Source organism: Paenibacillus sp. J22P169 (assembly GCF_059691995.1).
In genome coordinates this window covers 2,155,479-2,179,996 of the sequence record NZ_JCAUAO010000001.1, presented here as the reverse complement: position 1 = coordinate 2,179,996, position 24,518 = coordinate 2,155,479, and the positions used below count along the sequence as shown (strand labels likewise).

Sequence of the window (24,518 nt, the reverse complement as noted above, 5' to 3'; positions counted from 1 at the left end):
CGAAGTGAAGGTTCAATACGGCATTTCCGCCATTAATTGGGTTAATGAAGACATCAAAGAATATGGAAATCACTATACGGCTGAGCAAGTGCTGACCGAAATGGCGAGTCTCGGATTCGAAGGTACGGAGTTTTGCCGCAAATTCCCACGTGATGTCGACGCGCTCAAACAGCTATTAGCAAGTAAAGAGATGGTTCTCACCTCACAGTGGAGATCGGTTCACTTTAGTGATCCTGCTCGACATGAGGAGGAGATGGAAGCGTTTCGTGCGCATGCAGACTTCCTGAAAGCTATGGGCTGCAAGCACGTCGTGACATGCGAATCTAGCAATAAGACGGAGGATCTTGCTAATAACAAGATCCATATCACTCCCTTAACGGATGCGCAGTGGGGATATATGGTAGAAGGGTTACATAAAGCTGGCCAGTATTGCAAAGACAATGGCATGAAGCTTGTGTACCATTTCCACGGTGAAACCGTCGTTGAAACCAACGAAGAAATTGCTCGCTTAATGGAAATGACGGATCCCACATTGGTTCATTTGTTGTACGATACCGGTCACGCTTACTATGGTGGCTGCGATCCGCTGTATATTTTGCAAACGTACTATGATCGGATCGCTTACATCCATTTAAAAGACGTACGTGAGGCTGTGTTGGAACAGCATCTCAAGGATGGCTATCGTTTCCGCGAAGGTGTGCGAAGAGGCGTGTTTACAGTGCCTGGGGATGGTTGTATTGACTTTAAAACTATTTTTGAAGCGTTGAAGAAACGCAATTACGAAGGCTGGATCATTGTTGAAGCTGAACAAAATCCAGAGATTGCGAACCCTTTGTATTACGCCGAAAAAGCAAGGGACTATTTGAAATCACTAACCGAATAACTTGGCCTACCTTGCCCCTGGCGCTTCATGCATCCAGGGGCACTGTTTCACATAAGTGAAATCAAGATTCGAATCGAATGAAGGAGTATATACAAATGAAACAATTATCCCTACCAGGATTTTCGTCAGCAGTTTCTCAAATGATTCTGGGTTCAGATTATTTTCAGCCTTCGATACAACAGCAAGTCGACAACCTGCTCGATGCTTATGTTGAGGTTGGCGGGAATGTGGTGGATACTGCGCATGGCTATCGAGCTGGTGAAAGCGAGAAATCCATCGGTCTTTGGATGCAAGCGAGAGGTAATCGCGACCGGATGCATATCCTGACGAAGGGGGCGCATCATGATGAGAATGGACCTCGAGTGAATGCCGAAGCGATTACAAGTGACCTAACTGATAGTTTACAAAGGTTACAAACCGATTATATCGATTTCTATGCTCTGCATCGTGACGATCCTGAAGTAGCTGTGGAACCTATCATTGATATCTTGAATGAACATATTCAGGGCGGGAAAATCCGTGCAATCGGTGCATCCAATTGGACGCATCAGCGAATCCAGTTAGCTAATGACTATGCTGCGCGAAACGGACTGATGGGCTTTACTTTTAGCAGCACGAATTTAAGTTTAGCCAAACCGAATATGCCGCGATGGCCAGGTTGCGTCTCAGCCGATGAAGCAACTTGCGCATGGCATCAGCTGACCAACACGCCGTTATTTTCTTGGTCATCGTTGGCTGCCGGCTTCTTGACGGGGCGTTTCACCCCAGACAATCGCGATAACGAAGAGATGGTTCGTGTCTATTACAATGAGTCCAATTGGCAACGACTGGATCGAGCCAAACAATTGGCGGAAGACAAAGGGGTAACTTTGGCCCAAATTTCATTAGCTTATGTAACGAATCAACCATTCCCTACTTGTGCGATAGTTGCTGCCCATTCCTTAGAGGAACTGTATGCAAATCGAGCAGCCGTAGATATTGTATTGTCCGAGCAAGAAGTAAATTGGCTCGAAAATGGTCATAGGTAAGGGAGAGGGAGATTCGCTCCCACAACCAGCCGAGAAAAACAGTAGGAAGGGGAACCATATTGTGAATACACTATTTTCTGCTGAAGGGGTTGTAACGCCAAGCTGCTCGAAAAGCCACATCACCTACACCTTGCATCTCCATGCTCCCGTAGATGAATTGGTTGTGGATTTTGCCTATGAGCCTAAGACGTTGGAAGATGAGATGAAAGCCAAAGCTTTGATCGATGAAGGTCTTCGAAGCTATATGCTGCCGGAACATGTAGAAGCAAGTCAGCATAATTGGAGAGCTTACTTGCCTTTACAGAATTTACTAACCCTTTCCATCGATGATGAAAATGGCTTTCGCGGTGCTGGGCACCGGCACGACCCCGTCCAAACGCTTAAGATTGCTAGAGAAGAAGCCTCTCCAGGGTTAATACCAGGACAGCTTCCACGGGGGCAATTCCGAGTGACGATAAGTCTTCATTGCGTTGTATCTGAGCAAGTCCGTTACAGATTGCGAATTGAAGAAGGGGGACAAAGTGAATGAGACACTGGCTACCCTATGAGCTTCATACGCATACCTATCATAGTGATGGAAAACAGTCGCTTCTTGAATTAGCAGAGGCCGCAAAGACACTTGGATTTGCCGGCTTCGCTTTAACCGACCACAATACGATGACAGGGCTCTCTGAACGAGTTCAAGTTCAGGAGCACATTGGCATTGACATTATTCAAGGGTTGGAATGGACGACGTTTTTTGGTCATATGGTTACGCTGGGCATTTGTGACTATGTAGATTGGCGGCAGTTAAGTCCCTTTCATATTTCCCGGGGAATTGAAGGTGTTCATTGCCAAGGCGGTGTCGTAGGCATTGCTCATCCCTTCCGTGTCGGAAGCCCCATGTGCACCGGTTGTTTTTGGGAGTTTGAAATTTCCGATTGGGGTCAGGTTGACTACATCGAGGTTTGGTCAGGCTTATTCCCTTCGATTCAAAAGAATAACATTCGGGCATTTGCCCTATGGACCGATTTACTGAATCGCGGGATTAGGATCTCCGCTACAAGCGGAAGGGATTGGCATGTCAAAGATCCTGTGAAAGAACCCGTGTGTGCTACGTATCTGCAATTGGACTCGGATGAAGGGGCGGAACTGGGTGTCATAAACGCCCTGCGCAGCGGGGAGATCGCTGTCTCTATGGGACCACTTCCCCTTCTAACCATCCGTGAATTGGGAGGAGATACGATTGCAGGAATCGGAGGCTCGGTAAGTAGAGAAGCGAACTCATCCATCCGTTTAGAGGTCGTGATCGGAGTCAATTTTACTGCGCGGAAGGGCCAATGGGAGCTAATGGACACTTCAATGACGTTGCGATTGAACAGCAACAAAGGTGAAATCGCGGTGTGTGAACTGTCGGAAACAGATCAGGAAAAAGTGCTATCGCTTGACTTGGATGGCGTTAGCTGGATGAGAGCTGAAATGTTCGGGACGTTCCATCATGTCCATACCATGATTGGGTTTACAAACCCGATTTATTTCAATGATTGAGGGAGGAAGGGAAGATTATGGCGGATATTCATAGTGTTTGGCATATTTCTCATCTAGATCTATTGATTCGGATGTTGGTTGCTACAGTACTGGGTGGATTAATTGGTTTAGAGCGGGAATGGAGTAACCATGCTGCCGGGTTTCGAACACATATTTTGGTTTGTTTAGGTTCTACTACGATCATGCTTCTATCCATTTATGGGTTTTCGGAATTCGTCAATGAACCCAATGTGCGTGCTGATCCAGCAAGGCTAGCAGCACAAGTCATAAGCGGTATTGGCTTTCTTGGAGCGGGAGCCATTTTACGGAATGGTTCCGTAGTCAGCGGACTCACCACTGCTGCCTCTGTGTGGGTTGTTGCTGCAGTTGGGCTATGTGTTGGAGCAGGATTTTTCTTCGTAGCTGTGTTGTGCACCTTCTTAGCTTTAGTTAGTTTGCTATTATTGAACAAATGGGAGAAACACTTGCTCAGAAACCGCCGTGTCCATGAGATTACCGTTAAGGTGCTGGATCATCCAGGTGTACTCGGGAAGATCGCATCCGCGTTAGGGGATCAAGGCATTCAAATCATGAAGATGAAAATGATCCCTGATGTTGAGATGACAGGAAATAGCCTCGAGAAGCCTACGATGCAGCTCTGTTTCACGATGAAGGCACCGGAGAAAGGAAAGCTCCTTGCCGCGCTGGATGAAATTCATCGATCCGAATACGTACTGTCAGCTGATTCTCCATGGTTGGATGGACTTCAAATGAAACCAGTGATAAAAACGGTGAGTATGCAGTAACATACTAGTTATTAATTTTTAAACACAACAACAACAGAGGGCCGTGAGTTAACGGGCTCTGTTTTTTTGTTGTCAGCCACTGATGTACATCTAATAACGAACATGGTAAAATAATACACAATAAATCATAAATTTAAATTGGATGTAAATTGGTGCGAGGGAGGAAGATCATCGTGGTTAAGGGACGTAAGTCATTTAGAGAGCGATTAAATGAGATGGTAGGCACACTTCGCAAAGAAATTATTCAGGGTACTCTGCAATCTGGTGATTTTTTGCCCAGTGAAATAGATTTGTCTAGAAAGTTCGATTTGAGCAATCTTTCTGTTCGTAAAGGGCTGCAAACCCTGGTGGAGGAAGGGTATATCACGAAAATACCTTCTGTCGGCAATCAGGTCATCGAACAGTTTAAACAGCAAAAATGCCATATCCGATTTGCTTATCCAGCTGACTTGGAAGAGTCGGTTCAAATCTCCACACTGCTTGATCAATTTGAGGCGCGATATCCCCATATAGAAATTGGGCGAATTGCTGAAAGCGGCGGCGACTACACATCCTTTCTGCGCTCAGGATTGCAGGAGGGGCAAGTCGATGTTGCGCTATTGAGCGATTCTGTCTTCTACAGCTTAACCGCGGAACAAGATGCAGCAGCTTATTTTGCACCTACTCCCCCACTAGAAGGTCAATATCGTATGTTAGCACAAAGCTTTAGCCAAGATGAACACTTGTATGCTTCGCCGTTTTCATTTTCACCGCTTGTGCTTTGCTATAATAAATCCCACTTTCGAGAGATGTCGCTTGCTATGCCAGATTCAAGTTGGACGTGGTCCGATCTTGCGGAGCACGCGAAGCTTCTGACGCAGCCGAATACGAAATATGGCTTCTATTTCTATACAAGATCGCGCAACCGCTGGCCTTTATTTCTGATGCAAAATGGCGTTGAAGCGCCTCGTGGCAATGAAGGATCCATTCCACAGTGTGTTGACCAAATCAAAGATGGACTTAACGAATATCGACGTGTCTTGGATGGTCCGATGTTGTTTCCGCATTTCTTAGCTAATGCACCTTTGCCGCTAACACCAGAAGCCTTATTCGCGCAAGGAAAGCTTTCCATGATTATTACATCGTACTTTCATCTCAATCGATTGCTGAACCTGCAAGGTATAGACTTTGATATCGCACCAATCCCACGTGGGAAAGAAGCAAAGACACTGCTGATTACGCTCGGAATAGCGATTTCGAATCGTTCGCAGAATAAAGATGAGGCCGCGCTGCTTGCACAATTTTTCACATCGTATGAATCTCAAATCGGATTAAGGCTGCGTACAACAAGCATTCCTGCCCTTCGCAGCGCAGCAGAATTAGAGGGGGCTGATATGGCCTTCAGCCGATATACGATGTATCGGGATATTGTGCCTACGTATACCTCGCTCAAAGAGATGGGGCTGTCATCGGAGAAGCTGGATAAGATCATGGAGGCTGCACAGCTCAATTGGTCCATGTTGGAAGATGAGACAACGTTAAATCAGCGATTGACGGACATTCTTACATCAAAACGTGATTAGCAGTTTATATCCAATTTATTTTGTTGTTGACAATGCAGATGAAGTCCTGTAATTTATATAATAACAACAAGAATATAAATTACATGTAAATCGGAAAGGGGGATTACATGAGACGTCCGATGTCGAGCCGACTCTTCGACTGGATGAATGTTTGGCTGCTGGTTGTGATCTCGGTGACGATGTTATTTCCGTTTGTCTACATCTTCTCGGTTTCATTCACGACACTGGAACAATATTTGCACAGTGAGGTGCTGCTCTTTCCACGTGTATGGGTAGCGGATGCATATCGCTATATATTAGGTTCCAGTACCTTTGTTCATGCCATGTGGATCACGATTCTCGTAACCATTATTGGAACAGCAGTCAATTTATTATTTACCTGCACATTTGCCTATGCGTTAACAAGAAACATTTATGGGCAAAAGGTGATGCTGTTGCTTATCCTTATCACTTTATTGTTCTCAGCGGGTATTATTCCAACGTATCTTGTCGTGAAGGCAACAGGACTTTTAGACTCGATATGGGCGTTAATTTTGCCAGTCGCAATCGCCCCGTTTAATCTCATTGTGGTGCGTCAGTTTTTTCTCAACATTCCGAATGAGTTGAATGAAGCGGCCGTCATCGATGGGGCAAATGATCTGACGATCTTCCGCAAAATCGTATTACCTCTTTCTAAGCCAGCTTTAGCCGCATTTTGCTTATTCTACGCAGTCACCCATTGGAACAACTACTTCACAGGCATCCTCTACATAAACAATCCTTTTTATTGGCCAATTCAGGTTATCTTACGTCAACTTGTTGTACAAAGCGATTCCAAAGCGTTAACGGGAATGGATCTCGCGATGGTTGAGAACCCGCCACCGCCCGAGACGATTCAAATGGCGGCGATTTTGGTTGCTACGCTGCCGATCCTGCTCGTTTATCCGTTTCTACAAAAGCATTTTGCAAAAGGCGTTATGCTCGGTTCCGTCAAGGGCTAGCTTCATATCGTCTATTTAAGAAAGGGAAAGTATACACGCTTGTTAACTAAAAAGGGGACGTGACCAATGAATCGTAAAAAGTTATTTGTCGTGTTAATGGCTTCAAGTGTTTCGCTTGCGGCAACTGCCTGTTCCTCCAACTCAACGCCCACCGCCACATCATCACCGACAGCTGCCACACCAACAACCAACAGTCCAGCGGCTACGCAGGAAGCGGCCAAAAAAATTACCATTACAACGATGAAGTCCATTAATGGCGATGTCCCGCCGCAAAATGGCAAAGCTGTTCAAAAAATTAACGAGAAATTTAACGTTGATTACCAAGCAGCCTTAGTGCCTGGCGGATCCTACACAGAGAAATTAAATGTCACCTTAGCATCTGGCAGTCTTCCTGATGCAACCTTGCTGCCTTCGGCTGAATTAACAGATAAATACAGTAAATTTGCCAAGCAAGGCGCATTTCTAGCACTAGACGACTACATTAAAAGCTATCCGTCCTTGAAACTTATTCCTGACTACGTCTGGGATCAGTTCCGAGTGAATGGCAAAGTATACGCGATTCCAGGCTATAATCCGAAATTTGGTTTCACGGTAGTCGTACGCAAAGATTGGCTGGACAGCTTAGGATTAAAAGCTCCAACTTCCTACGAAGAGCTTAAGCAAGTTGCGCTAGCTTTTACCAAGAATGACCCGGATAAGAATGGTAAAAACGATACCTATGGGCTCGCAATTGGGAAGGACATTAACTGGCCGATTCCGATGGGGGCGTATTGGGATCCTGATGCTTGGTACCATAAAGACGATAAGAACCGCTTTATTCCGGGAATCGTATCAAATGCCCGCAAGGAAATGATTCAGTGGTTTGCAGACCTTTATAAGGAAGGTGCGATGACCAAGGACTTCATTACGCTTGATTGGGCAGCGACGAATAAAGAGTTTTATTCGGGCAAAGCAGGCATTTTCATTGGTAGTCCACGCGGGATGTCGGAGCAATATATGGACGGTCTGTTGAAGATTGAACCGAAAGCACAGTTCCTTCCACTAGATGCCTTTACAGCACCCGATGGATCGAAAGGTTTTACCGCAAGCCGTGGCTTCGCAAATATGACAGTTATTTCAGCACAAGCTGGCAAAGAGCCAGATAAGGTTAAACGTATCCTAAGCATGTTGGACTTCTCCCGTAACTTTTATCCGAATGACCAAAAGAATGATAAAAATAAAGATTTTGATTTCCTAAGCGGTGGACTTGGTGAGGGTTATGATCTTGCCGATGGTATTGGGGTTGTGAAGCCAGCATCGATCACGCAAGGGCTTGTGCCAGCCACGTATCTGCTTGATGGTGTCATGGTTCCGTCGAAGGATACCGATGTAGACTATCCAGCTATGTATAAACTTCCACAGCTGAAAGAATTGACATCGGCGATTTCCAAATCGTATACGCAACTAAAATTCTACCAAAGCCCGAATTACGCGGTCATTTCACCAACAGAAATTTCGAAAGGCGCGGAATTGAAAAAATATTTACTAGATGAGCAATCCAAAATGATTGCTGGCGTCCGTCCCGTTGCAGACTGGAGCAAATTAGTTGAAGAATGGAAAACAAAAGGCGGCGAAGCCATGATTACCGAAATGAATGCGGGTATTAAAATTAAGGACGCAAAAGAAGCATGGCAGTAAGTTAAGTCCAGTGTCGCACATTCATACATCAACTTTTTTGGGGGGGCTAGCCGTGTACACATTTCTGGGTCGTCCTTGTAGAAATTTTAATATTTTGGCTAAGACCGTCATGATTGATCCGTTGGACGGGAGGGAAAAGCTGGTTCTCTCCAACTTTGTGGCTGGGGGAACTGGATCTCTTATTCTCGTCGATACCGAAAGTCACGCCTATGAGGTCATTCCATTGCCAGGCGATGAAGGCGCTTGGGGGCTTGTGAATTGGTTCGATCAAAAACTGATCGTGGGAACCTGCCCGAATCACGCATATCTCCATTGTCTTGATCTGATAACGCGAGAGTGGGCGCCCCCGCTCTCCGATCCAGATGAGAAATATTTCTGGGATCTGACACTAGGCTCAGATGGGAATGTATATGGCGGGAGTTGGCCGGGATGCCGCTTGCTGCGATATGATCCGCTAACCCATGTCTTGCATAATCTGGGCAGGGTGTCAGATAATCCTGAAAATCATTACAGCCGTCCCGTCTATGGCGGTCTTCCAGGCACAATCTTCGTAGGCGGTGGTTTCAGCGAGTCATTCCTGAAGGCGTACGATATGCAAAAGGGTGAGTTTCAATCCATCGATGCACCTGGATTTACGGTCCGGGAAGCAAACAGTACATTCATCTGTTTAGAAAAAGGAACGGAACGGATGTGGTACGACGCTGCCACCTTCCAGCGCATACCTGATCTGGACCCAGCGTGTCTGAGTATCGATTCGATTATGCTGCCCAATGGCCAATCATGCTCGGTCATAGCTCTGGCGAATGGGCGGTATGCTGGCGTTCGCGGTCAGGATTATTTTATCCTTGAGCGGCTTTCAGATGTTCCTATTTTACAAAGAATACCTTCCGATCCAACACCTACCCGTATATTCACGCTAATGACGGACGCTAAGGATCAGGTATGGGGATCCAGCGGATTCGGCCAAACGATCTTCCGGTATAATCCTGTGCAGGATGAAGCTTGGAATTCAGCCACTGTCTGCAATGCAGGTGGAGAGGTATACGGGATGGTAGCTGTAGGTGAGCAATTGTATTTATCCGCCTATGTCGGCGGAGATCATATTATTTATGATCCCGAGCAACCATGGGATCAAATGAATAATCGCAACCCTCGAATGTTAACGGCTGCATCGCCAGCCTACATCAGACCGGAGGGACGCAGTGTGCTAGGTCCGGATGACGGCATCTGGACAGGATGGTCCGCCCAATATGGGCAATACGGCGGTGCGTTGAGCCGGATTGATCCAGACACGGATGAAGTACACATTTGGCCTGAACCACTGAGCAATGGTCAGCAAATTTGTGGACTTGCGGCAGATGAACGTTATGTGTACATGAAGACGAATGGCGGTGCGAGCGGACTTCCTTCTCGTGAATTAGCTTGTGGTTTCGGTGTCTGGAAGCCAGGTGTTGGACTTGTGCATAAAATTGCTTTCACGGAAGAAGAGCAAATGGGTCATGCGATTGCAGCTGGAAAGTTGTATGTGTTTATTCAAGCCGGGTCATCCATTCATCTCTTTGATCCGAACACGATGGATATTGTCCAACGTATTCCTACAGCGGAGCCTTGCAGCTGGCTACTGCAAGGGGATGAGGGGACCATTCTAGCCTTTATCGGGAATGAAGCTGTATGGTTCGAGGAACGCACGACAGAGATTATAAGAAAAGAGCAGCTGCCAGGTACAGTAAGGGCGGCTGCCCGAGCTTCGAACGGCGACATTTATTTTGCAGTGGGAGATACGTTGTATAACTTCAGGAACACGAACACGATAGGGAGGGACACCTCAGTTGACTCAATCAGTACGCAGAAGACTGTATAAAGACCGGTATCTCTTCCTGCTTGCTTTGCCCGGCATCTTGTATTTTATCATCTATAAGTACTTACCTATGGCAGGGATCGTGATCGCTTTTCAGGAGTATAGTCCCTTCTTAGGTTTTATGAAAAGTCCTTGGGTAGGCTGCGATCAATTTCGTGCCTTATTTGCTGAGAGCGAATTGACGAAAGTGATGTGGAATACGTTAGTGCTGTCTGTGATGCAGATCGCCTTCGCCTTTCCCGCGCCCATTTTGCTAGCATTGATGTTAAATGAACTTCGCAATGAATTGTTTAAGCGATTTGTACAAACGGTTGTTTACTTGCCGCACTTTTTATCTTGGGTTTTTGTTGTGGGTATCTTCATTATTTTCCTGCGTGGCGAAGGGCTCATTAATAATTTCATGGAAGTTTATTTCCATCGAACGGAGCCGATCGGCTTTCTTTCGAACCCTCATTTCTTCCGGCCACTGATTGTGCTGCAAGTCATTTGGAAAGAGGTCGGATGGGGGACGATTCTATTTCTTGCGGCGCTAGCCGGTATTAATCCTGACCTCTATGAAGCGTCGACGATGGACGGTGCGAATCGCTGGCGCAAAATTTGGCATGTCACCTTGCCAGGTATTCGCAGTACGATTGTCATTTTATTAATCATACGATTAGGCCATGTGATGGATAGCGGATTTGAGCAGCTGTTCTTGATGCGGAGTGCGTACAACAAAGAAATTGCTGAAGTGCTGGATACGTATGTATATTACAAAGGAATTGACCAATCGAATTATAGCTTTGCAACAGCTGTAGGCTTATTTAAAGGAGTAATCGGCTGTATTCTCGTACTCGGTGCAAATCGTATTGCCAAAAAGTACGGCGAACAGGGGATTTATTAGGAGGGAAAACATAGATGAACATGGTGAGGCTAGGTATCCTCAAGGATGATTCTGCTGCCCAGCGCAGACTAAGCTATGGACTCAACTGCTATGGCAGCTATATCGCAGAGATCCTGTCCCATGCAGGGATTCCCTACGAATGGGTGCAAGTAACGACGACAAAGTCGCTTGCATCGTATGATATCCTCATTGAAACGCATCTGGATGAAGAGATTCAACCTGGCGATGAGGAATTATGGGATTATGTCACAGGTGGAGGGCGTTTGATCTCCTTCGGCGGGCTGAATAAATGGGCTAAACGATTAGGCTGTTTGCGAACTCCCTACTTGCAATCAGGTTATGCAAATGGGGGCTTGCCGAAAGAGCTAGAGGCTGCGGATGAGCTGCTGCGCTTTGTAGGTGCGAATCCTTGGACGATCGTAGACGCGGATTCGCTGTTAGAGGCGAGTGGCTCGATCAAGTCCTATTCACCTGATGGGAAAGAGGCAGGCTATCTGTATCTTAAGTTCGCTATCGGGCAAGGCACAATTGAACGCTGGGGTGTCGACATTCCTAAGACGGTTGTTAGCCTTCAGCAAGGTGAGGAACCTGTTCTTGGTGATGGAGTGCCTGCTGGAGATGGAACGGGCAATGTGGATGAGGGCATTTTGAAAGCGGATGATGGTTGTACACTTGACTGGGAATTTGATCGCCAATCAACGGAAACGGGCGGTAAGTATTTCGCCAAGCCGTATGGGGATCTATGGCGAGAAGCGGTTATCTCGCGGTTGATTGGTTCAGCACTTGCGCTTGGCAAAACGTTACCCTTTGTTGATGTATGGCCAGATGGTATCGATCACGTGTTAACCATTTCCCATGATAGTGATGGCAATCTCGATTCCCAAGCAACTGCAGCCTTGGAGTTGTTAAGGGAATTAGGTTTGCGCTCCACGTGGTGTATGTTGGAACCGGGGTATTCCGACGAGGTATATCGTCAAATTAAAGAGGATGGGCATGAACTCGCTTTCCATTATAATGCGCTAGATTCACAACGAAGCGAGCACGCATTGGAGGGGAAGACGTGGAGTGAGACTGAATTTGCCAGGCAGCTGCAGCAGTTGAAGCGAACAGCGAAACTTACGTCCGTTGTTACCAATAAAAATCACTATACGCGGTTCGAAGGTTGGGGCGAGCTGTTTGAATGGTGTGAAAAGCATGGGATTGAAATGGACCAGACACGCGGGCCGAGCAAACCTGGTAATGTTGGCTTTGCATTTGGCACCTGTCATCCGTATTTTCCAATAGCGTGGAGTTCGGATCAGAATCGCTTCTACAATGTATTAGAGCTGGGCTTCCTTACACAGGATATGGATTTGAAAGGCTGGGCGGACAGCTCGATCATAACGCCATTTCTAGATGAAGTAGCCAGGGTACGCGGGGTAGCACACTTCCTCGTCCACCAACTGCACATTGAAGCGCAGCCACTCGTTCGTGAATCGTTTCGTAAGGTAGTGAGGGAAGCACTTCAGCGTGGATTTGTTTCGATGACAAGTGAGGAGATAAATGCTTGGGAACGTAAGAGACGTACAACGGTCATTCAGGGGTTTGGTGCTGATGGGGAGCTTATCGTAGAAAGTGCAATGCCTGAGATGGTCATTTGTGTGCCGGTTACGTTCACGAGCTCGGATGCAACAAGCGGTTCAATTGTTAAAAGATATGGTCACGACTGCTACAAAAAAGTGAGCGTCGGTATGGTAAGTGTTTAAAAAGGAGGATTCCAATACGATGGAAACATTTATGACCCATGTACAAAGCATTCTATCCTCCGTCATGCTGACCCAGACTGATGCCATGAAGCGTGCTTCAGAGGTGTTGGCGAATACGTTGGTATCCAGCCGGCACATCTTTGTTTTCGGTACGGGGCATTCTCATATGTTAGCGGAGGAAGCCTTCTATCGTGCTGGTGGACTCAAGGATATCATTCCAATTTTGGAAACCGGCCTGATGCTGCACGAAGGTGGGATCAAAAGCACGAAGCTGGAAAGGCTGGAAGGCTATGCTTCTGTTCTATTAGATACCTACAAGGTCGCTCAGGGTGATGTGCTCATCCTAGCGTCCAACTCGGGTATCAACGCGGTCCCTGTGGAAATGGCGCTTGGTGCGAAAGAGCGAGGGGCAACTGTCGTATTAATTACCAATTTAAAGCAATCCATGCAGGAGTTACCAAGACATTCCAGTCAATTACGTTGCTATGAAATAGCCGATATTGTCATCGATAACTGTGGCGTCGTAGGTGATGCTTCCGTCTATGTGGAAGAGATGCAGCAGTACATTGGGCCTACGTCCACAATTATCGGCGCTTTTATCATTAATGCCGTCATCGTTCAGACGGTAACGAATTGTTTGGCGCAAGGCTTTGTCCCTCCGGTCTATGTCAGTGCGAACATCGCAAAAGGTGATGCGCACAACGAGCAGTTAACGCACAAGCCTCCTTCAGGAGGGAGTGACGTGAGTTGAAAACCTTTGTGGCCGGTATTGATGGCGGGGGCTCCAAGACAGAAGCATTACTCGTAGAAGTAACAACGGGTGAATCGCAACGATTTATAGGCGGTGGCATGAATGCGTTGACGGATGACAGCGCTGTTTCTAAGGCTAATCTGCAAGAAATCATGAAGATGATGTCACATTGGCTTGCAAGTAATCAGGGGTGTCTCAAGCATATATGCCTCGGATCCGCTTCAATGCTTAGAGAAGAGGAGCCGGATTGGGCAGTGGACCTGATAGCAGGCTTCTTTCCTCAGGCGCAGATTCAAGGGGTTGCGGATGGACGAATCGCTTTGATAGGTGCATTGGATGGTTCACCGGGGGTAATTGTGGTAGCGGGTACGGGGTCAGTGGCCTATTCGTTGGATGAGGCAGGGACCCTTAGACGTTGTGGGGGCTTTGGTCCAATCTTCGGTGATGAAGGAAGCGGGTATGCGATTGGCCGAGATGCGCTGCAGGCGATCGCCATGGATTTGGATGGCAGAGGGAAGTCAACCTTGTTGACGGAGCGGCTCCAGCAGCGGTTATCTTTTCAGAACGAAACGACGTTGATTGAAAAAGTATATGGCGAGATGTCCAGAAAGCAGATTGCTGCTCTAGCCCTAGAAGTCGGGAGGTGTGCGCAGGAGAATGATCAAGTTGCGCAACGTATTATTGATCATGCGGCCAACCAATTGGCTGCCCATTATCTTCGGCTAATTGAACAGTGCCACTGGTCAGTGCCCCCTCAATTATCCTATGCGGGTGGTGTTTTTCAGATGGGAGGCAGCATACTACGGCCGCTTGAAAGCTACCTTGGCTCGTGGGCAGAACACTTGATGCCACCGAAAAATACACCTGTACATGGGGCTGTTATGCTTGCGAAGAAAGCGCTAGGAGATGTGGGATGAAAATAGGGTTCGCCAAAATAGATATTTCGCCATCGCTCCCAGTCACGCTCGGGGGCTATGAACATCGGCAACGCCAAGCTGACGGATTGCATACCAAGCTATATACGCGTTGCATGACAGGAGAATCGGAAGGTACGCGCTTCGCAATTATAAGCTTGGATTTGCTTGGTGTTGATCATGCACTTCGTGAGGCTGTATGCCGGATAGCGGCTGAGCGCTTCGGTATGTCCCCTAGTCAACTTAGTTTAATCGCCACGCATACGCACTCCGCGATCGATGGGATTCCTGATGTGCTGCACAAAGGATTATGGACGGGAGATGCGGCACACGTTCCAACTGTCTATAGGCAAAGCCTAGTATCCTTCATTGCACTTAGTCTGGAGCAGGCGCTGGCGAATATGCGTGAAGCAGCGATGCAATGGTCAGTATCTACTTGCAGCGACATCGCTTCCAATCGTCGGGATTTCTCAGCGGAGGCTGATCCCGAGGTTTATTGGTTAATGGTGTATGATCCTCATTCGAAGGAAACATTGGGTGGGCTTCTCCATTTTACTTGCCATCCAACAGTCATCGGTCCTGAAGGATCGGTCATCTCAGCTGATTATCCAGGCGTGGCGATGGATGCTTTAGAGCGCTTATATAAGGATAGCATCTTCTTGTTTGCAAACGGCGCTGCTGGAGATATCTCCACAAGATTTACGAGAAAAGGATCAGATTCGGAAGAAGCGGACCGTATGGGGAATCGTCTGGTTAGCAGCTTGCAAACCAGCAAGCCAATTCCATCCACGTCTCGGTATATCTTTTTGAAAGAGGAAAATCTCCCGTTGCAAGACCAACGGACAGGGGAATTGCTGCTCGGCTATCAGCAGTGGATTGAACTAGGCGGGATACGGCTTTGGTTCATTCCTGGTGAGGCCTTTTCCAGCTATGCAAAGGTATCGAAGCAACACAATCAGTTAGTCGTCGGCTATGCCAATGGGTATATCGGTTATATACCGGATGAACAGGCATGGGAAATGGCAGGGTATGAAGTTGAGGTATGCCGAATATCCAGGGACGCTTGCAAGCACTTTCTTCAATATGCAGTGGAATAGAGTAGATGCTTTAAAGTGACAGGAGGGATAAAGTGGATAGACTCGCGATTGATGGCGGCTCCCCAACGAAGATAACCCCATTTGGAACAGGACGCAGATTCGGACTCGAAGAAGCGGAAGAGCTGCTGAGCGCATTGGAACAGAACACATTGTTTTATCATCACGGTACGAAAGTGAAGCAGTTTCTTGGTGATTTTGGCCGTTTATATGGTGTCGAGCATCTAGTTGCGACATCTTCAGGTACAGCTGCCATTCATGTTGCCCTTGGCGCAGCAGGGATTTCAGTCGGTGATGAGGTGATTACGAGTCCGATTACCGATCAAGGAACACTGATTGGCATTTTGTATCAAAATGCGATCCCCGTTTTCGCTGATGTAGATCTCCGCACTTACAATTTGGATCCTATGTCTGTGGAAGCGATGATTACTCCGCGTACCAAAGCGATTGTAGCCGTTCACCTTGCCGGTAATCCGTGTGAAATGACGGCATTAATCGAGCTGGCGAAGCGCCATAACTTAGTTCTAATTGAAGATTGCGCACAAAGCTATATGTCACGTTACCAAGGTCATTTAACAGGGACGCTCGGGGATTATGGCTGCTTTAGTACCAATGATTACAAACATATCTCCACGGGAGATGGGGGTATGGTATGTGTCAATTCGGGTGATGAGCGCGATTACTTCCGGGCGCATGCCTTTGCCGATAAGAACTATCAACGACTGGGCAACGGAGTGACTCGCGATCTCCAATATCTAGCGCCGAACTACCGGATGACAGAGCTTCAAGGTGCTGTCGGGATCGCGCAGGTAAAGAAATTACCGTGGATTTGTGAACGCCGAACAGCAGCTGGGGATCGCCTTACTGCCGGCATCGCCGATGTGCAAGGTTTGTATACACCTACGATCGCAGAGGGAAATGAATCTTCGTATTGGTTCTACATGTTTCGGATGGATTCGGAAGCTTTCACTTGTACACGTAATGAATTTAGTGCTGCTTTACAAGCCGAAGGTATTCCAAACTCGGCCGGATATATCCCGGATGTTGTGTATATGCAGCCGCTCTTCACAGCCAAACAAGCTTACTTGAGAAGCTCGTTTCCGTTCGATCTAACGAAGAGGGAGTATTACAGAGGGTTGTGTCCTCGCGCTGAGACGGTTCTACAAACGGCAATTCGCCTGCCGATCAGTGAATTTTACACCCCTGAGGATATCGAGGATATGATTCGAGCGATTCGGAAAGTGGCGGCTTTTTATTTGAAAAAATGAGACGGAATGCCTGCTTGAAAGGGGGGATGCCACTGTTCGTTATCCACATCACCAAGATGAGCCTGTCATGTATCAGGTTTGGCATGGTTATGATTTCACTTACCAAAGGGAGGTAATGAAGGATGAAACGAAAGGTAAGCGCAGCCGTTGTTTTGCTCTTTTTCTTATCATTTGCAAGCATGGTATTCTCGGTTTCTGCAGCCGATATACTGATTTCGAACTACAGCTTTGAAAGTGGAACATCAAGCTGGACACAAGCATATGGCACGACAGGGATGTCAGCAAGCTCAGAGCAAGCCTATACAGGTACGCAAAGCGCCAAAATTGTCGATACCAGTACGACGTCTAATCTTGGACTTGAGAGCGTGAAGTTGGATGCAACAGCGGGGACGACTTACCTGGCTTATGCGAAAGTGTTTGTCGTCAGCGGCAGCGTTGACCTGTATCTACGATTTTGGAATAGCAGCGGTACCGTCATTGGGAATGGCATCGCAAATGTATCTGCACCTACGAATCAATGGACAACTGCGCAGGTGAAATATACGGCTCCAGCCAATACGGCGAAGGTTTCCGTACTGTTGTACTCGGGCATTGCTACCTTGTCGACAGCCTACTGGGATGATGTCTTGATAACGAAAGAGTTTACGTCGCTGGGTAATCAAGTGGTACATACGTCCACACTTGGCACGACGTTCGGAATGAACACGAGCCAAGACAAGATATATACCGTTGGATCAGGTTCAGCTGGAAGTGACGCGATGATGTCGATCATCGACGCGGACACGAATGCGGTTGTTGCCAATTATCCGCTGCCAGGTGCATTGGGAGCTTGGGGGGCGACAACAGCAACGGATGGCAAAATTTACTTCGGCGGTTACTCGAATGGTCACGTCTATCGCTATTCACCAGGCGCTACGTCGGTAACAGATCTTGGTTTATCCTATACTGGCGGTGAGAATATCTACGCGGTAACAGCAGGGACTAATGGCAAAATATATGGCGGCGGCTTTGGGGATGCCGGATTTTTTAAATATGAGCCGAACATCGGGTATTCCATGATTAATACGAAGCCCATTTGGCCAAATGAAGAATATGTGCGAAGTTTAGCCTATGATGCTGCTTCCAACGTCACCTATATCGGCACTGGAACGAATGGCTCCTTAGTTCGATTTGACAACACGACAGGGGCTAAAACGGACATTTTGCCCGCTGCCTATACAGGTGAAACATTTGTCTATGAGTTGAATTTTACAGGTGGCAAGCTATTCGCAGGAATGCGACCAAGTGGAACCGTGTTGGTCTTGAACATTGATGCCAGTGGGAACGCGACCTTAGATGCGACACTGCCCGCACTGCCGTCTCCTGCATCCAATGGAAAAGTGTACTACGTGTCGGGTGGTCAATTGTATGCTTATGACATTGTCGCGAAGACATCCACCAATCTTGGTGTTCAGGCAGATTTGGGCGCCAATAAATACGGCTGGGTACAGCTTGCTGATCAGACGAACTTTCCAGGAAATTCGCTTGTCGTGTATGGGTCAAAAGATGGTCGCATGAGCTTGTTTAAGTATAATCTTCAAACTGGCAATACCAGTACTGCTTACGTGAGCGGAATGCCGGAGCTTACGACGATCATTAATCAAATCGGTGGCGGTTCCGATGGTAAAATCTTCTCGGGTGGGTATTTGGATGGCGGTATTGGCAGATATACACCGATGCGCGGGGATGCCAATGAAGGTTACCCTGACGAAAACTACGCAGCACCGTTCCAAACGTACAGCTTCTTAGCGTTAAATGGTTATACGTACTTTGCCTCTTATGGAAGTGCGAAGTTATGGAAGTTCGACCCAGCACTTAGCTGGTCGAGTACGAATCCAACCCTTTTATTTGATCAAAAGAGCGATGGCATGGATCGACCGGTTGAGATGATAAGTGGCGGCGGCAAAATATTTATGGGCAGTGTAGCCGAGTATGGCAGTTTGAAGGGTGGATTGACCATCTACGACCCTGCTACCAACACACGTACCCTAAAAAAAGACATCGTCACGGACCAAAGTGTTACTGCACTGGCCTATTATAATGGCAAAGTCTACGGAGGGACTTCCATTAAAGGGGGCAATGGTCTGGCGCCAACGCAAACCCAGGCGAAGCTTTTCGTCTATGATGTTGCGACCGCAACCAAAAGCGGAGAATACACACTTCCAGTTTCCGGATTGACAGGAATCACGGGGATGAATACGGTGGATGGTAAAATATGGGGTATGGCGGAAGGGTACTTATTTATCTTTAATCCTACGACGAATACGTTTGATTACTTTCAACAAAAGTTCTCAGATGTGGATTACAATAGCCAGGGTACTTGGGTAGATGCCACATTGCTCACCGTTTCGAAGGATCCGAATTACGTCTATGGCACCATCAATGGCACTTATTTGTTCAAGATTAACCGTTCCACGAAGGCTGTGACCACGATCAGCAGCAGTGGCGCTTATTACTTAGCCGCAGATGAGTATGAGAATTTGTACTATGTGCTGCCTGGTGGTCATACGGAATTAGTTCGATATGCTTATTAATGAGAAGATGGAGTAAGGAGAAGACCGAGTATGAAGGGGAGTTGCTTCGGCAATCTCCTCTTTTTTTGTCCTTTGGGTAATTGAAACTTACCCCATATTTAATTGGACTTGATGATGTGCGCATGATGGTTGCAAGTAGGGAAGGTGTAGAAGTAGAAGTAGTGTGGTCAATTAAGTAGCTAGTTTTTCAAATAAATGTAAAATGTACAGCTAATATTACTGATTATCCTTGGATTTAGTGCTTAGATGGAAAAAGTACAGCTAATTTGAGTAAGATTGGCGGTTTGGTGGATTTTAGCAGAAATTAACTGTAGGAAATCCATCTAATGCTCCCGGTTGAAGAGAATCCACAAATTTAACTACTTAAAATCCATCTAATTTGTTTGGGGTGGCGGAGAAAGGTTTGGCTGGATTAGAGCTATCTGATCTCAGAGGAGCTTGCAGTATAGTTGGCTTTTTATTCACTATAAGTACTGGAATATTTTCCATTTTATTGTATAAATTTCATCAGTTCTACAAACAATTGAGTACAATAGGAATTTGGTTTGATGAACAGGAGGGTTCACTTTGTTAGATTGGGTCGAAATTATGTTGCGTACATTATTATCCGTGGTTGTACTTTTCCTTATGACTAAGCTGTTGGGTAAAAGACAAGTTACGCAGCTTTCCTTCTTCGAATACATAACAGGCATTTCCATTGGCAACCTTGCAGCCTACATCTCGTTGGATACGGATTCGGTCTGGTATCTAGGTTTGGTCTCCATAGGTGTATGGGTAGCATGTACATTGGGGATTGAATATTTACAGTTAAAAAGCAAGAAAGCGCGGGATTTCATCGATAGTAAAGGAACTGTGCTGATTAAAGAGGGAAAAGTGTTGGAGGATAATTTAAAGAAGGAACGTCTCACCACGGATGAACTCATGGAGCAATTGCGTAAAAGATCGGTATTTCGAGTAGCCGATGTTGAATTTGCAATTATGGAACCAAGCGGAGAAGTGAATGTGCTCTTAACGCGAGATAATCTACCGCTAACAGCAAAGCATTTGGGCATCAATGTAGCACCCGAGAAGGAGCCTCAAGCGGTGATTATGGACGGTGAAATCATGGATGAACCCTTAGCTACCATCGGTTTGAGTCGGGCATGGTTGAAAACGGAATTAGATAAAATAGGTGTGACGATTGAAAATGTATTTCTAGGTCAAGTGGATTCGTACGGCCAATTGTTTGTAGATTTGTATGATGACAAGATTAATGTACCTGTGCCTCAGGAAAAAGCAACGCTATTTGCAACGTTAAAACAATGCGAGGGCGATTTGATGACGTATGGACTGACCACAAATAATAAAAAGGCCAAAGAGATGTACGAGCAATGCTCGAAGCAGATGGAGGAAATCATTGCCCAATTGAAGCCGATCCTTAAGCATTGATGCGAATTGTTCATCTGGACATGCGGCAATAACTAGGCTTTAAGCCATCTTGACAGCTTGCGAACCAGCGTGTGAAAATGAGATTAGGTAAGATTAGGCAAAAACATAATAACGATAAAGTGAGTGATCGCGATGATGGATCGGCTGGAGCTTGATACCGGACAATCGCATACTACCCTCTTTTTTAAAAAGGGACCGTATGGAAGTTAATAACTTCCGTACGGTCCCTTTCTTTTGGTAAAGCGAGAAAGGAAAGGAGTCTGTGTTGATATGGCGATGGTATACAAACAGCAGGAAAGCAGCTTAGAAGCGACTCCGGTTTTATTAGACGGGGAGCAATTGATACCTGAGTTAGTAGCGGCGGTTGTTTATGACAATGTGCCGGTCAAGCTAGATGAACAGGCACTCAAGCGTGTGATCGCGTGCCGCAAAATGGTGGAGGAACTGGTCGCTGCTGGCAAAGTGGTCTACGGGGTCACGACAGGGTTCGGAAAATTCAGCGACATGACGATTTCACCACAAGACGCTGTCCAGCTTCAGGTTAACCTGATCCGCAGCCATGCCTGCGCTGTCGGCAGACCGCTGCCGGAACCGACGGTACGTGCATTGATGGTGCTGCGCGCAAACGCACTAGCCAAAGGTCATTCCGGCATCCGCCCGGAAACGCTGCAACTATTGATCGACTGCATCAATTGTGGCGTACATCCGGTCGTGCCGGAACAAGGCTCGCTTGGCGCAAGCGGAGACTTGGCTCCGCTGTCTCATTTGGCTCTGGTGCTGATGGGCGAGGGTGAGGCGATGTACCAAGGTGAACGCCTGTCAGGAGAGAAAGCGCTCGCAAATGCAGGGCTTAAACCGATTAGCTTGCAGGCGAAAGAGGGGCTGGCACTGATTAACGGCACGCAGATTATGACGTCCATCGGAACGCTGGCGCTTATAAAATCACAACGACTTGCGAAAATCGCCGATGTGATCGCGTCACTGACGGTTGAATGCTTGCGCGGCATTCCGGATGCTTTTGCGGAAGAGGTGCATCAGGTGCGCCCTTATCCAGAACAAATCGGCGTAGCGAAGAACCTGTGTAAGCTGCTGAAAGGCAGCAAATTGACAACACGCCAAGGCGAGCTTCGGGTACAGGACGCTTACTCACTGCGCTGTCTGCCACAAGTACATGGTGCGACACGTCAAGTTCTTGCCTATGTGCAGGATAAAATTGCCATTGAAATTAACTCAGCAACCGACAATCCGTTGTTATTCGTGGATAAAGGTCTTGTCATCTCAGGCGGTAACTTCCATGGGCAGCCAATCGCGTTCGCTATGGATTTTCTGAAAATCGGCATGAGCGAGCTGGCGAACATTTCGGAACGTCGTACCGAACGGCTGGTAAATCCAGCGCTATCCGGGGGACTGCCTGCTTTTTTGAGCCATAATCCAGGGGTTGGTTCTGGCATGATGATCACGCAATATGTAAGTGCATCTATCGTTTCGGAAAATAAAGTGCTCGCTCATCCATCAAGCGTGGACTCCATACCGTCTTCGGCGAATCAAGAGGATCATGTGTCTATGGGAACAACAGCAGCTCGCCATGCAGCGCAGGTCATCGACAACGTGTCCAAGGTGCTAGCGATCGAGTTGATTTGTGCAGCTGAAGCTGCCGAATTTGTAGGATCTGAGGGTCTCGCTCCAGCGACTCGGGTTCTCTACGACAAGCTGCGGGCGCTCGTTCCCCCAGTTGTGGAGGACCGTTCTACATCCCGTGATATTGAAAACGTGGCTACTGCTTTGCTGGAGGGCGAGTGGCTGCAAGCGGTTGAGGCTGTAGCAGGAACGCTATTTTGACTAAATAGAGAAATTTAGAAGGAGATCACTTATGACGAATTCTAATCCTCAAAAACGAGAAATTCGTGCCCCTCGCGGTACAGATCTGTCTTGTAAAGGCTGGGTACAGGAAGCTGCCATGCGCATGCTGATGAACAATCTTGACCCGGAAGTCGCAGAACGACCGGAAGATCTCGTCGTCTACGGTGGTATCGGTAAAGCGGCTCGCAACTGGCCTTCATTCGATGCCATCGTCCGCGAATTGCAGCGTCTGGAAAGTAATGAAACGCTGTTGATCCAATCCGGCAAGCCGGTCGGCGTTTTCAAAACTCACGAACGTGCACCGCGTGTGCTTCTTTCTAACTCTGTTCTCGTGCCCAAATGGGCGAATTGGGAGCATTTTCGTGAGCTGGAGCAAAAGGGACTGATGATGTACGGGCAAATGACGGCGGGCAGCTGGATTTACATCGGGACGCAAGGCATTCTACAAGGTACGTATGAAACCTTTGCCGAAGCGGCCCGCCAACATACAGGCGGTTCACTCAAAGGTACTTTGACGTTGACCGCTGGCCTAGGCGGCATGGGGGGCGCACAGCCGTTAGCTGTCACCATGAATGAGGGTGTCGTCATTGCAGTTGAGGTTGACCGAACTCGCATTGAGCGCCGTATCCAAACGCGTTACTGTGATGTCCTGGCGGAAACGCTGGATGAAGCACTGCTGCTTGCTGGTAAAGCTATGGAAGAGAACAAGGCGCTAGCCATCGGCCTGCTGGGCAACGCAGCGGAAATATACCCTGAATTCGTGCAACGTGGCATCAAGCCGCATTTCGTTACGGACCAAACGTCGGCTCATGACCCGCTGATCGGCTATATCCCGGTTGGCTTTACGTTGGCCGAAGCTGCCGAACTGCGCGAGAAGGACCCTGAGCAATACGTGAAGCTTTCAAAAAGCAGCATAGCGACTCATGTGCAAGCGATGCTCGACCTTCAGCAGCTAGGCTCCGTCGTATTCGATTATGGCAACAATATTCGTCAAGTCGCCTTCGACCAAGGCGTCACAAACGCTTTCGATTTCCAAGGTTTCGTTCCAGCGTATATCCGTCCGCTTTTTTGCGAAGGCAAAGGACCTTTCCGCTGGGTAGCGCTATCCGGCGATCCGGAAGACATTCGCAAAACAGACGAACTTGTGATGAAGCTGTTCCCGGAGAATGATCACCTGCGTCGCTGGATTACGATGGCGAGTGAGCGTGTCGCATTTCAAGGTCTCCCAGCGCGTATTTGCTGGCTCGGCTATGGGGAGCGTGAAAAATTCGGTCTCGCATTGAACGAAATGGTGAGAAATGGCGAATTGAAAGCACCGATTGTCATCGGTCGCGATCATTTAGATTGTGGCTCTGTTGCTTCGCCAAACCGTGAAACGGAAGCGATGAAAGACGGTTCCGATGCCGTTGGCGACTGGGCGATCTTGAATGCGCTGATCAACACGTCAGCAGGCGCTTCTTGGGTTTCTATCCATCATGGCGGTGGCGTAGGCATGGGCTACTCGCTGCACGCAGGGATGGTTGTAGTTGCGGATGGGACGGATGCGGCAGATGAGCGACTCCGCAGTGTGCTGACTTCTGATCCTGGCATGGGGGTTATCCGCCATGTGGATGCGGGCTATGACGAAGCGATTGAAACAGCGGAAAAGCACGGCATTCGCATCCCCATGCGTGAGCAGGGACAGTGAAGGAGGAATGAAGAG

Annotated in this window: 19 protein-coding genes; all 19 read left to right on the top strand. The window is 47.6% G+C overall.

All coding sequences use genetic code 11. The features are described 5' to 3' along the window. Positions 1-4: 4 nt before the first annotated feature. The 19 genes from iolE to hutU all read left to right on the top strand — a co-directional run bounded on the left by iolE (position 5) and on the right by hutU (position 24,503). Positions 5-883 carry a myo-inosose-2 dehydratase gene (gene iolE / locus AC58QG_RS10235; RefSeq protein WP_497361943.1) on the top strand — a complete coding sequence of 293 codons (879 nt, stop codon included), beginning with the start codon at positions 5-7 and terminating at the stop codon, positions 881-883. A 95-nt stretch (positions 884-978) separates the two neighbouring features. Next, the gene (locus AC58QG_RS10230) at positions 979-1,911 is read left to right on the top strand and encodes an aldo/keto reductase (protein ID WP_497361942.1); all 933 of its coding nucleotides are present in this window, start codon (positions 979-981) and stop codon (positions 1,909-1,911) included. Between the two features lie 61 nt (positions 1,912-1,972). After that, positions 1,973-2,440 (top strand): hypothetical protein, encoded by a 468-nt coding sequence (locus AC58QG_RS10225; protein ID WP_497361941.1) that lies wholly within the window; start codon positions 1,973-1,975, stop codon positions 2,438-2,440. After that, positions 2,437-3,438, top strand: coding sequence for a CehA/McbA family metallohydrolase (locus AC58QG_RS10220; RefSeq protein ID WP_497361940.1), 1,002 nt, complete (start codon positions 2,437-2,439; stop codon positions 3,436-3,438). Before AC58QG_RS10225 ends, AC58QG_RS10220 begins: the two co-directional genes overlap by 4 nt. Positions 3,439-3,455: 17 nt before the next feature. Further along, entirely contained in the window at positions 3,456-4,223 is a 768-nt protein-coding gene (locus AC58QG_RS10215; protein WP_497361939.1) for an MgtC/SapB family protein, read from the top strand. Between the two features lie 173 nt (positions 4,224-4,396). After that, a complete protein-coding gene (locus AC58QG_RS10210) occupies positions 4,397-5,785 on the top strand; it encodes an ABC transporter substrate-binding protein (RefSeq protein WP_497361938.1) in 1,389 nt (462 codons plus the stop codon). A 107-nt stretch (positions 5,786-5,892) separates the two neighbouring features. Next, positions 5,893-6,765: a carbohydrate ABC transporter permease gene (locus AC58QG_RS10205; RefSeq protein ID WP_497361937.1), complete on the top strand. Its 873-nt coding sequence runs from the start codon at positions 5,893-5,895 to the stop codon at positions 6,763-6,765. A 66-nt stretch (positions 6,766-6,831) separates the two neighbouring features. Beyond that, positions 6,832-8,442, top strand: a complete 1,611-nt coding sequence (locus tag AC58QG_RS10200; protein WP_497361936.1) for an extracellular solute-binding protein — start codon at positions 6,832-6,834, stop codon at positions 8,440-8,442. Between the two features lie 52 nt (positions 8,443-8,494). Then, on the top strand, positions 8,495-10,303 hold the full coding sequence (locus AC58QG_RS10195) for an NHL repeat-containing protein (RefSeq protein ID WP_497361935.1): 1,809 nt from the start codon (positions 8,495-8,497) through the stop codon (positions 10,301-10,303). After that, positions 10,272-11,183 (top strand): ABC transporter permease, encoded by a 912-nt coding sequence (locus tag AC58QG_RS10190; protein ID WP_497361934.1) that lies wholly within the window; start codon positions 10,272-10,274, stop codon positions 11,181-11,183. The genes AC58QG_RS10195 and AC58QG_RS10190 overlap by 32 nt, the downstream gene beginning before the upstream one ends. A gap of 14 nt (positions 11,184-11,197) precedes the next feature. Then, entirely contained in the window at positions 11,198-12,928 is a 1,731-nt protein-coding gene (locus AC58QG_RS10185) for a polysaccharide deacetylase family protein (RefSeq protein ID WP_497361933.1), read from the top strand. Positions 12,929-12,947: 19 nt separating this feature from the next. Next, positions 12,948-13,679, top strand: a complete 732-nt coding sequence (locus tag AC58QG_RS10180; RefSeq protein WP_497361932.1) for an SIS domain-containing protein — start codon at positions 12,948-12,950, stop codon at positions 13,677-13,679. Next, complete coding sequence (locus AC58QG_RS10175; protein WP_497361931.1) at positions 13,676-14,596, top strand: N-acetylglucosamine kinase; 921 nt, start codon at positions 13,676-13,678, stop codon at positions 14,594-14,596. The genes AC58QG_RS10180 and AC58QG_RS10175 overlap by 4 nt, the downstream gene beginning before the upstream one ends. Further along, entirely contained in the window at positions 14,593-15,690 is a 1,098-nt protein-coding gene (locus AC58QG_RS10170) for a neutral/alkaline non-lysosomal ceramidase N-terminal domain-containing protein (RefSeq protein WP_497361930.1), read from the top strand. The genes AC58QG_RS10175 and AC58QG_RS10170 overlap by 4 nt, the downstream gene beginning before the upstream one ends. Before the next feature lie 32 nt (positions 15,691-15,722). Beyond that, on the top strand, positions 15,723-16,955 hold the full coding sequence (locus AC58QG_RS10165) for a DegT/DnrJ/EryC1/StrS family aminotransferase (RefSeq protein ID WP_497361929.1): 1,233 nt from the start codon (positions 15,723-15,725) through the stop codon (positions 16,953-16,955). Positions 16,956-17,077: 122 nt separating this feature from the next. Continuing rightward, a complete protein-coding gene (locus AC58QG_RS10160) occupies positions 17,078-19,528 on the top strand; it encodes a carbohydrate binding domain-containing protein (protein WP_497361928.1) in 2,451 nt (816 codons plus the stop codon). Between the two features lie 567 nt (positions 19,529-20,095). Then, positions 20,096-20,956, top strand: a complete 861-nt coding sequence (locus tag AC58QG_RS10155; RefSeq protein ID WP_497361927.1) for a DUF421 domain-containing protein — start codon at positions 20,096-20,098, stop codon at positions 20,954-20,956. Positions 20,957-21,232: 276 nt separating this feature from the next. Then, positions 21,233-22,795 carry a histidine ammonia-lyase gene (gene hutH / locus AC58QG_RS10150; RefSeq protein WP_497362825.1) on the top strand — a complete coding sequence of 521 codons (1,563 nt, stop codon included), beginning with the start codon at positions 21,233-21,235 and terminating at the stop codon, positions 22,793-22,795. A gap of 31 nt (positions 22,796-22,826) precedes the next feature. Further along, on the top strand, positions 22,827-24,503 hold the full coding sequence (gene hutU / locus AC58QG_RS10145; protein ID WP_497361926.1) for a urocanate hydratase: 1,677 nt from the start codon (positions 22,827-22,829) through the stop codon (positions 24,501-24,503). Positions 24,504-24,518 lie beyond the last annotated feature (15 nt).

Bases quoted from the DNA above. Each gene is read 5' to 3' on its own strand.
- AC58QG_RS10200 (WP_497361936.1), top strand. From the start codon at position 6,832: ATGAATCGTAAAAAGTTATTTGTCGTGTTAATGGCTTCAAGTGTTTCG.
- AC58QG_RS10185 (WP_497361933.1), top strand. From the start codon at position 11,198: ATGAACATGGTGAGGCTAGGTATCCTCAAGGATGATTCTGCTGCCCAG.
- AC58QG_RS10205 (WP_497361937.1), top strand. From the start codon at position 5,893: ATGAGACGTCCGATGTCGAGCCGACTCTTCGACTGGATGAATGTTTGG.
- hutH (WP_497362825.1), top strand. From the start codon at position 21,233: ATGGTATACAAACAGCAGGAAAGCAGCTTAGAAGCGACTCCGGTTTTA.
- AC58QG_RS10220 (WP_497361940.1), top strand. From the start codon at position 2,437: ATGAGACACTGGCTACCCTATGAGCTTCATACGCATACCTATCATAGT.
- hutU (WP_497361926.1), top strand. From the start codon at position 22,827: ATGACGAATTCTAATCCTCAAAAACGAGAAATTCGTGCCCCTCGCGGT.
- AC58QG_RS10215 (WP_497361939.1), top strand. From the start codon at position 3,456: ATGGCGGATATTCATAGTGTTTGGCATATTTCTCATCTAGATCTATTG.
- AC58QG_RS10180 (WP_497361932.1), top strand. From the start codon at position 12,948: ATGGAAACATTTATGACCCATGTACAAAGCATTCTATCCTCCGTCATG.
- AC58QG_RS10160 (WP_497361928.1), top strand. From the start codon at position 17,078: ATGAAACGAAAGGTAAGCGCAGCCGTTGTTTTGCTCTTTTTCTTATCA.
- AC58QG_RS10230 (WP_497361942.1), top strand. From the start codon at position 979: ATGAAACAATTATCCCTACCAGGATTTTCGTCAGCAGTTTCTCAAATG.
- AC58QG_RS10170 (WP_497361930.1), top strand. From the start codon at position 14,593: ATGAAAATAGGGTTCGCCAAAATAGATATTTCGCCATCGCTCCCAGTC.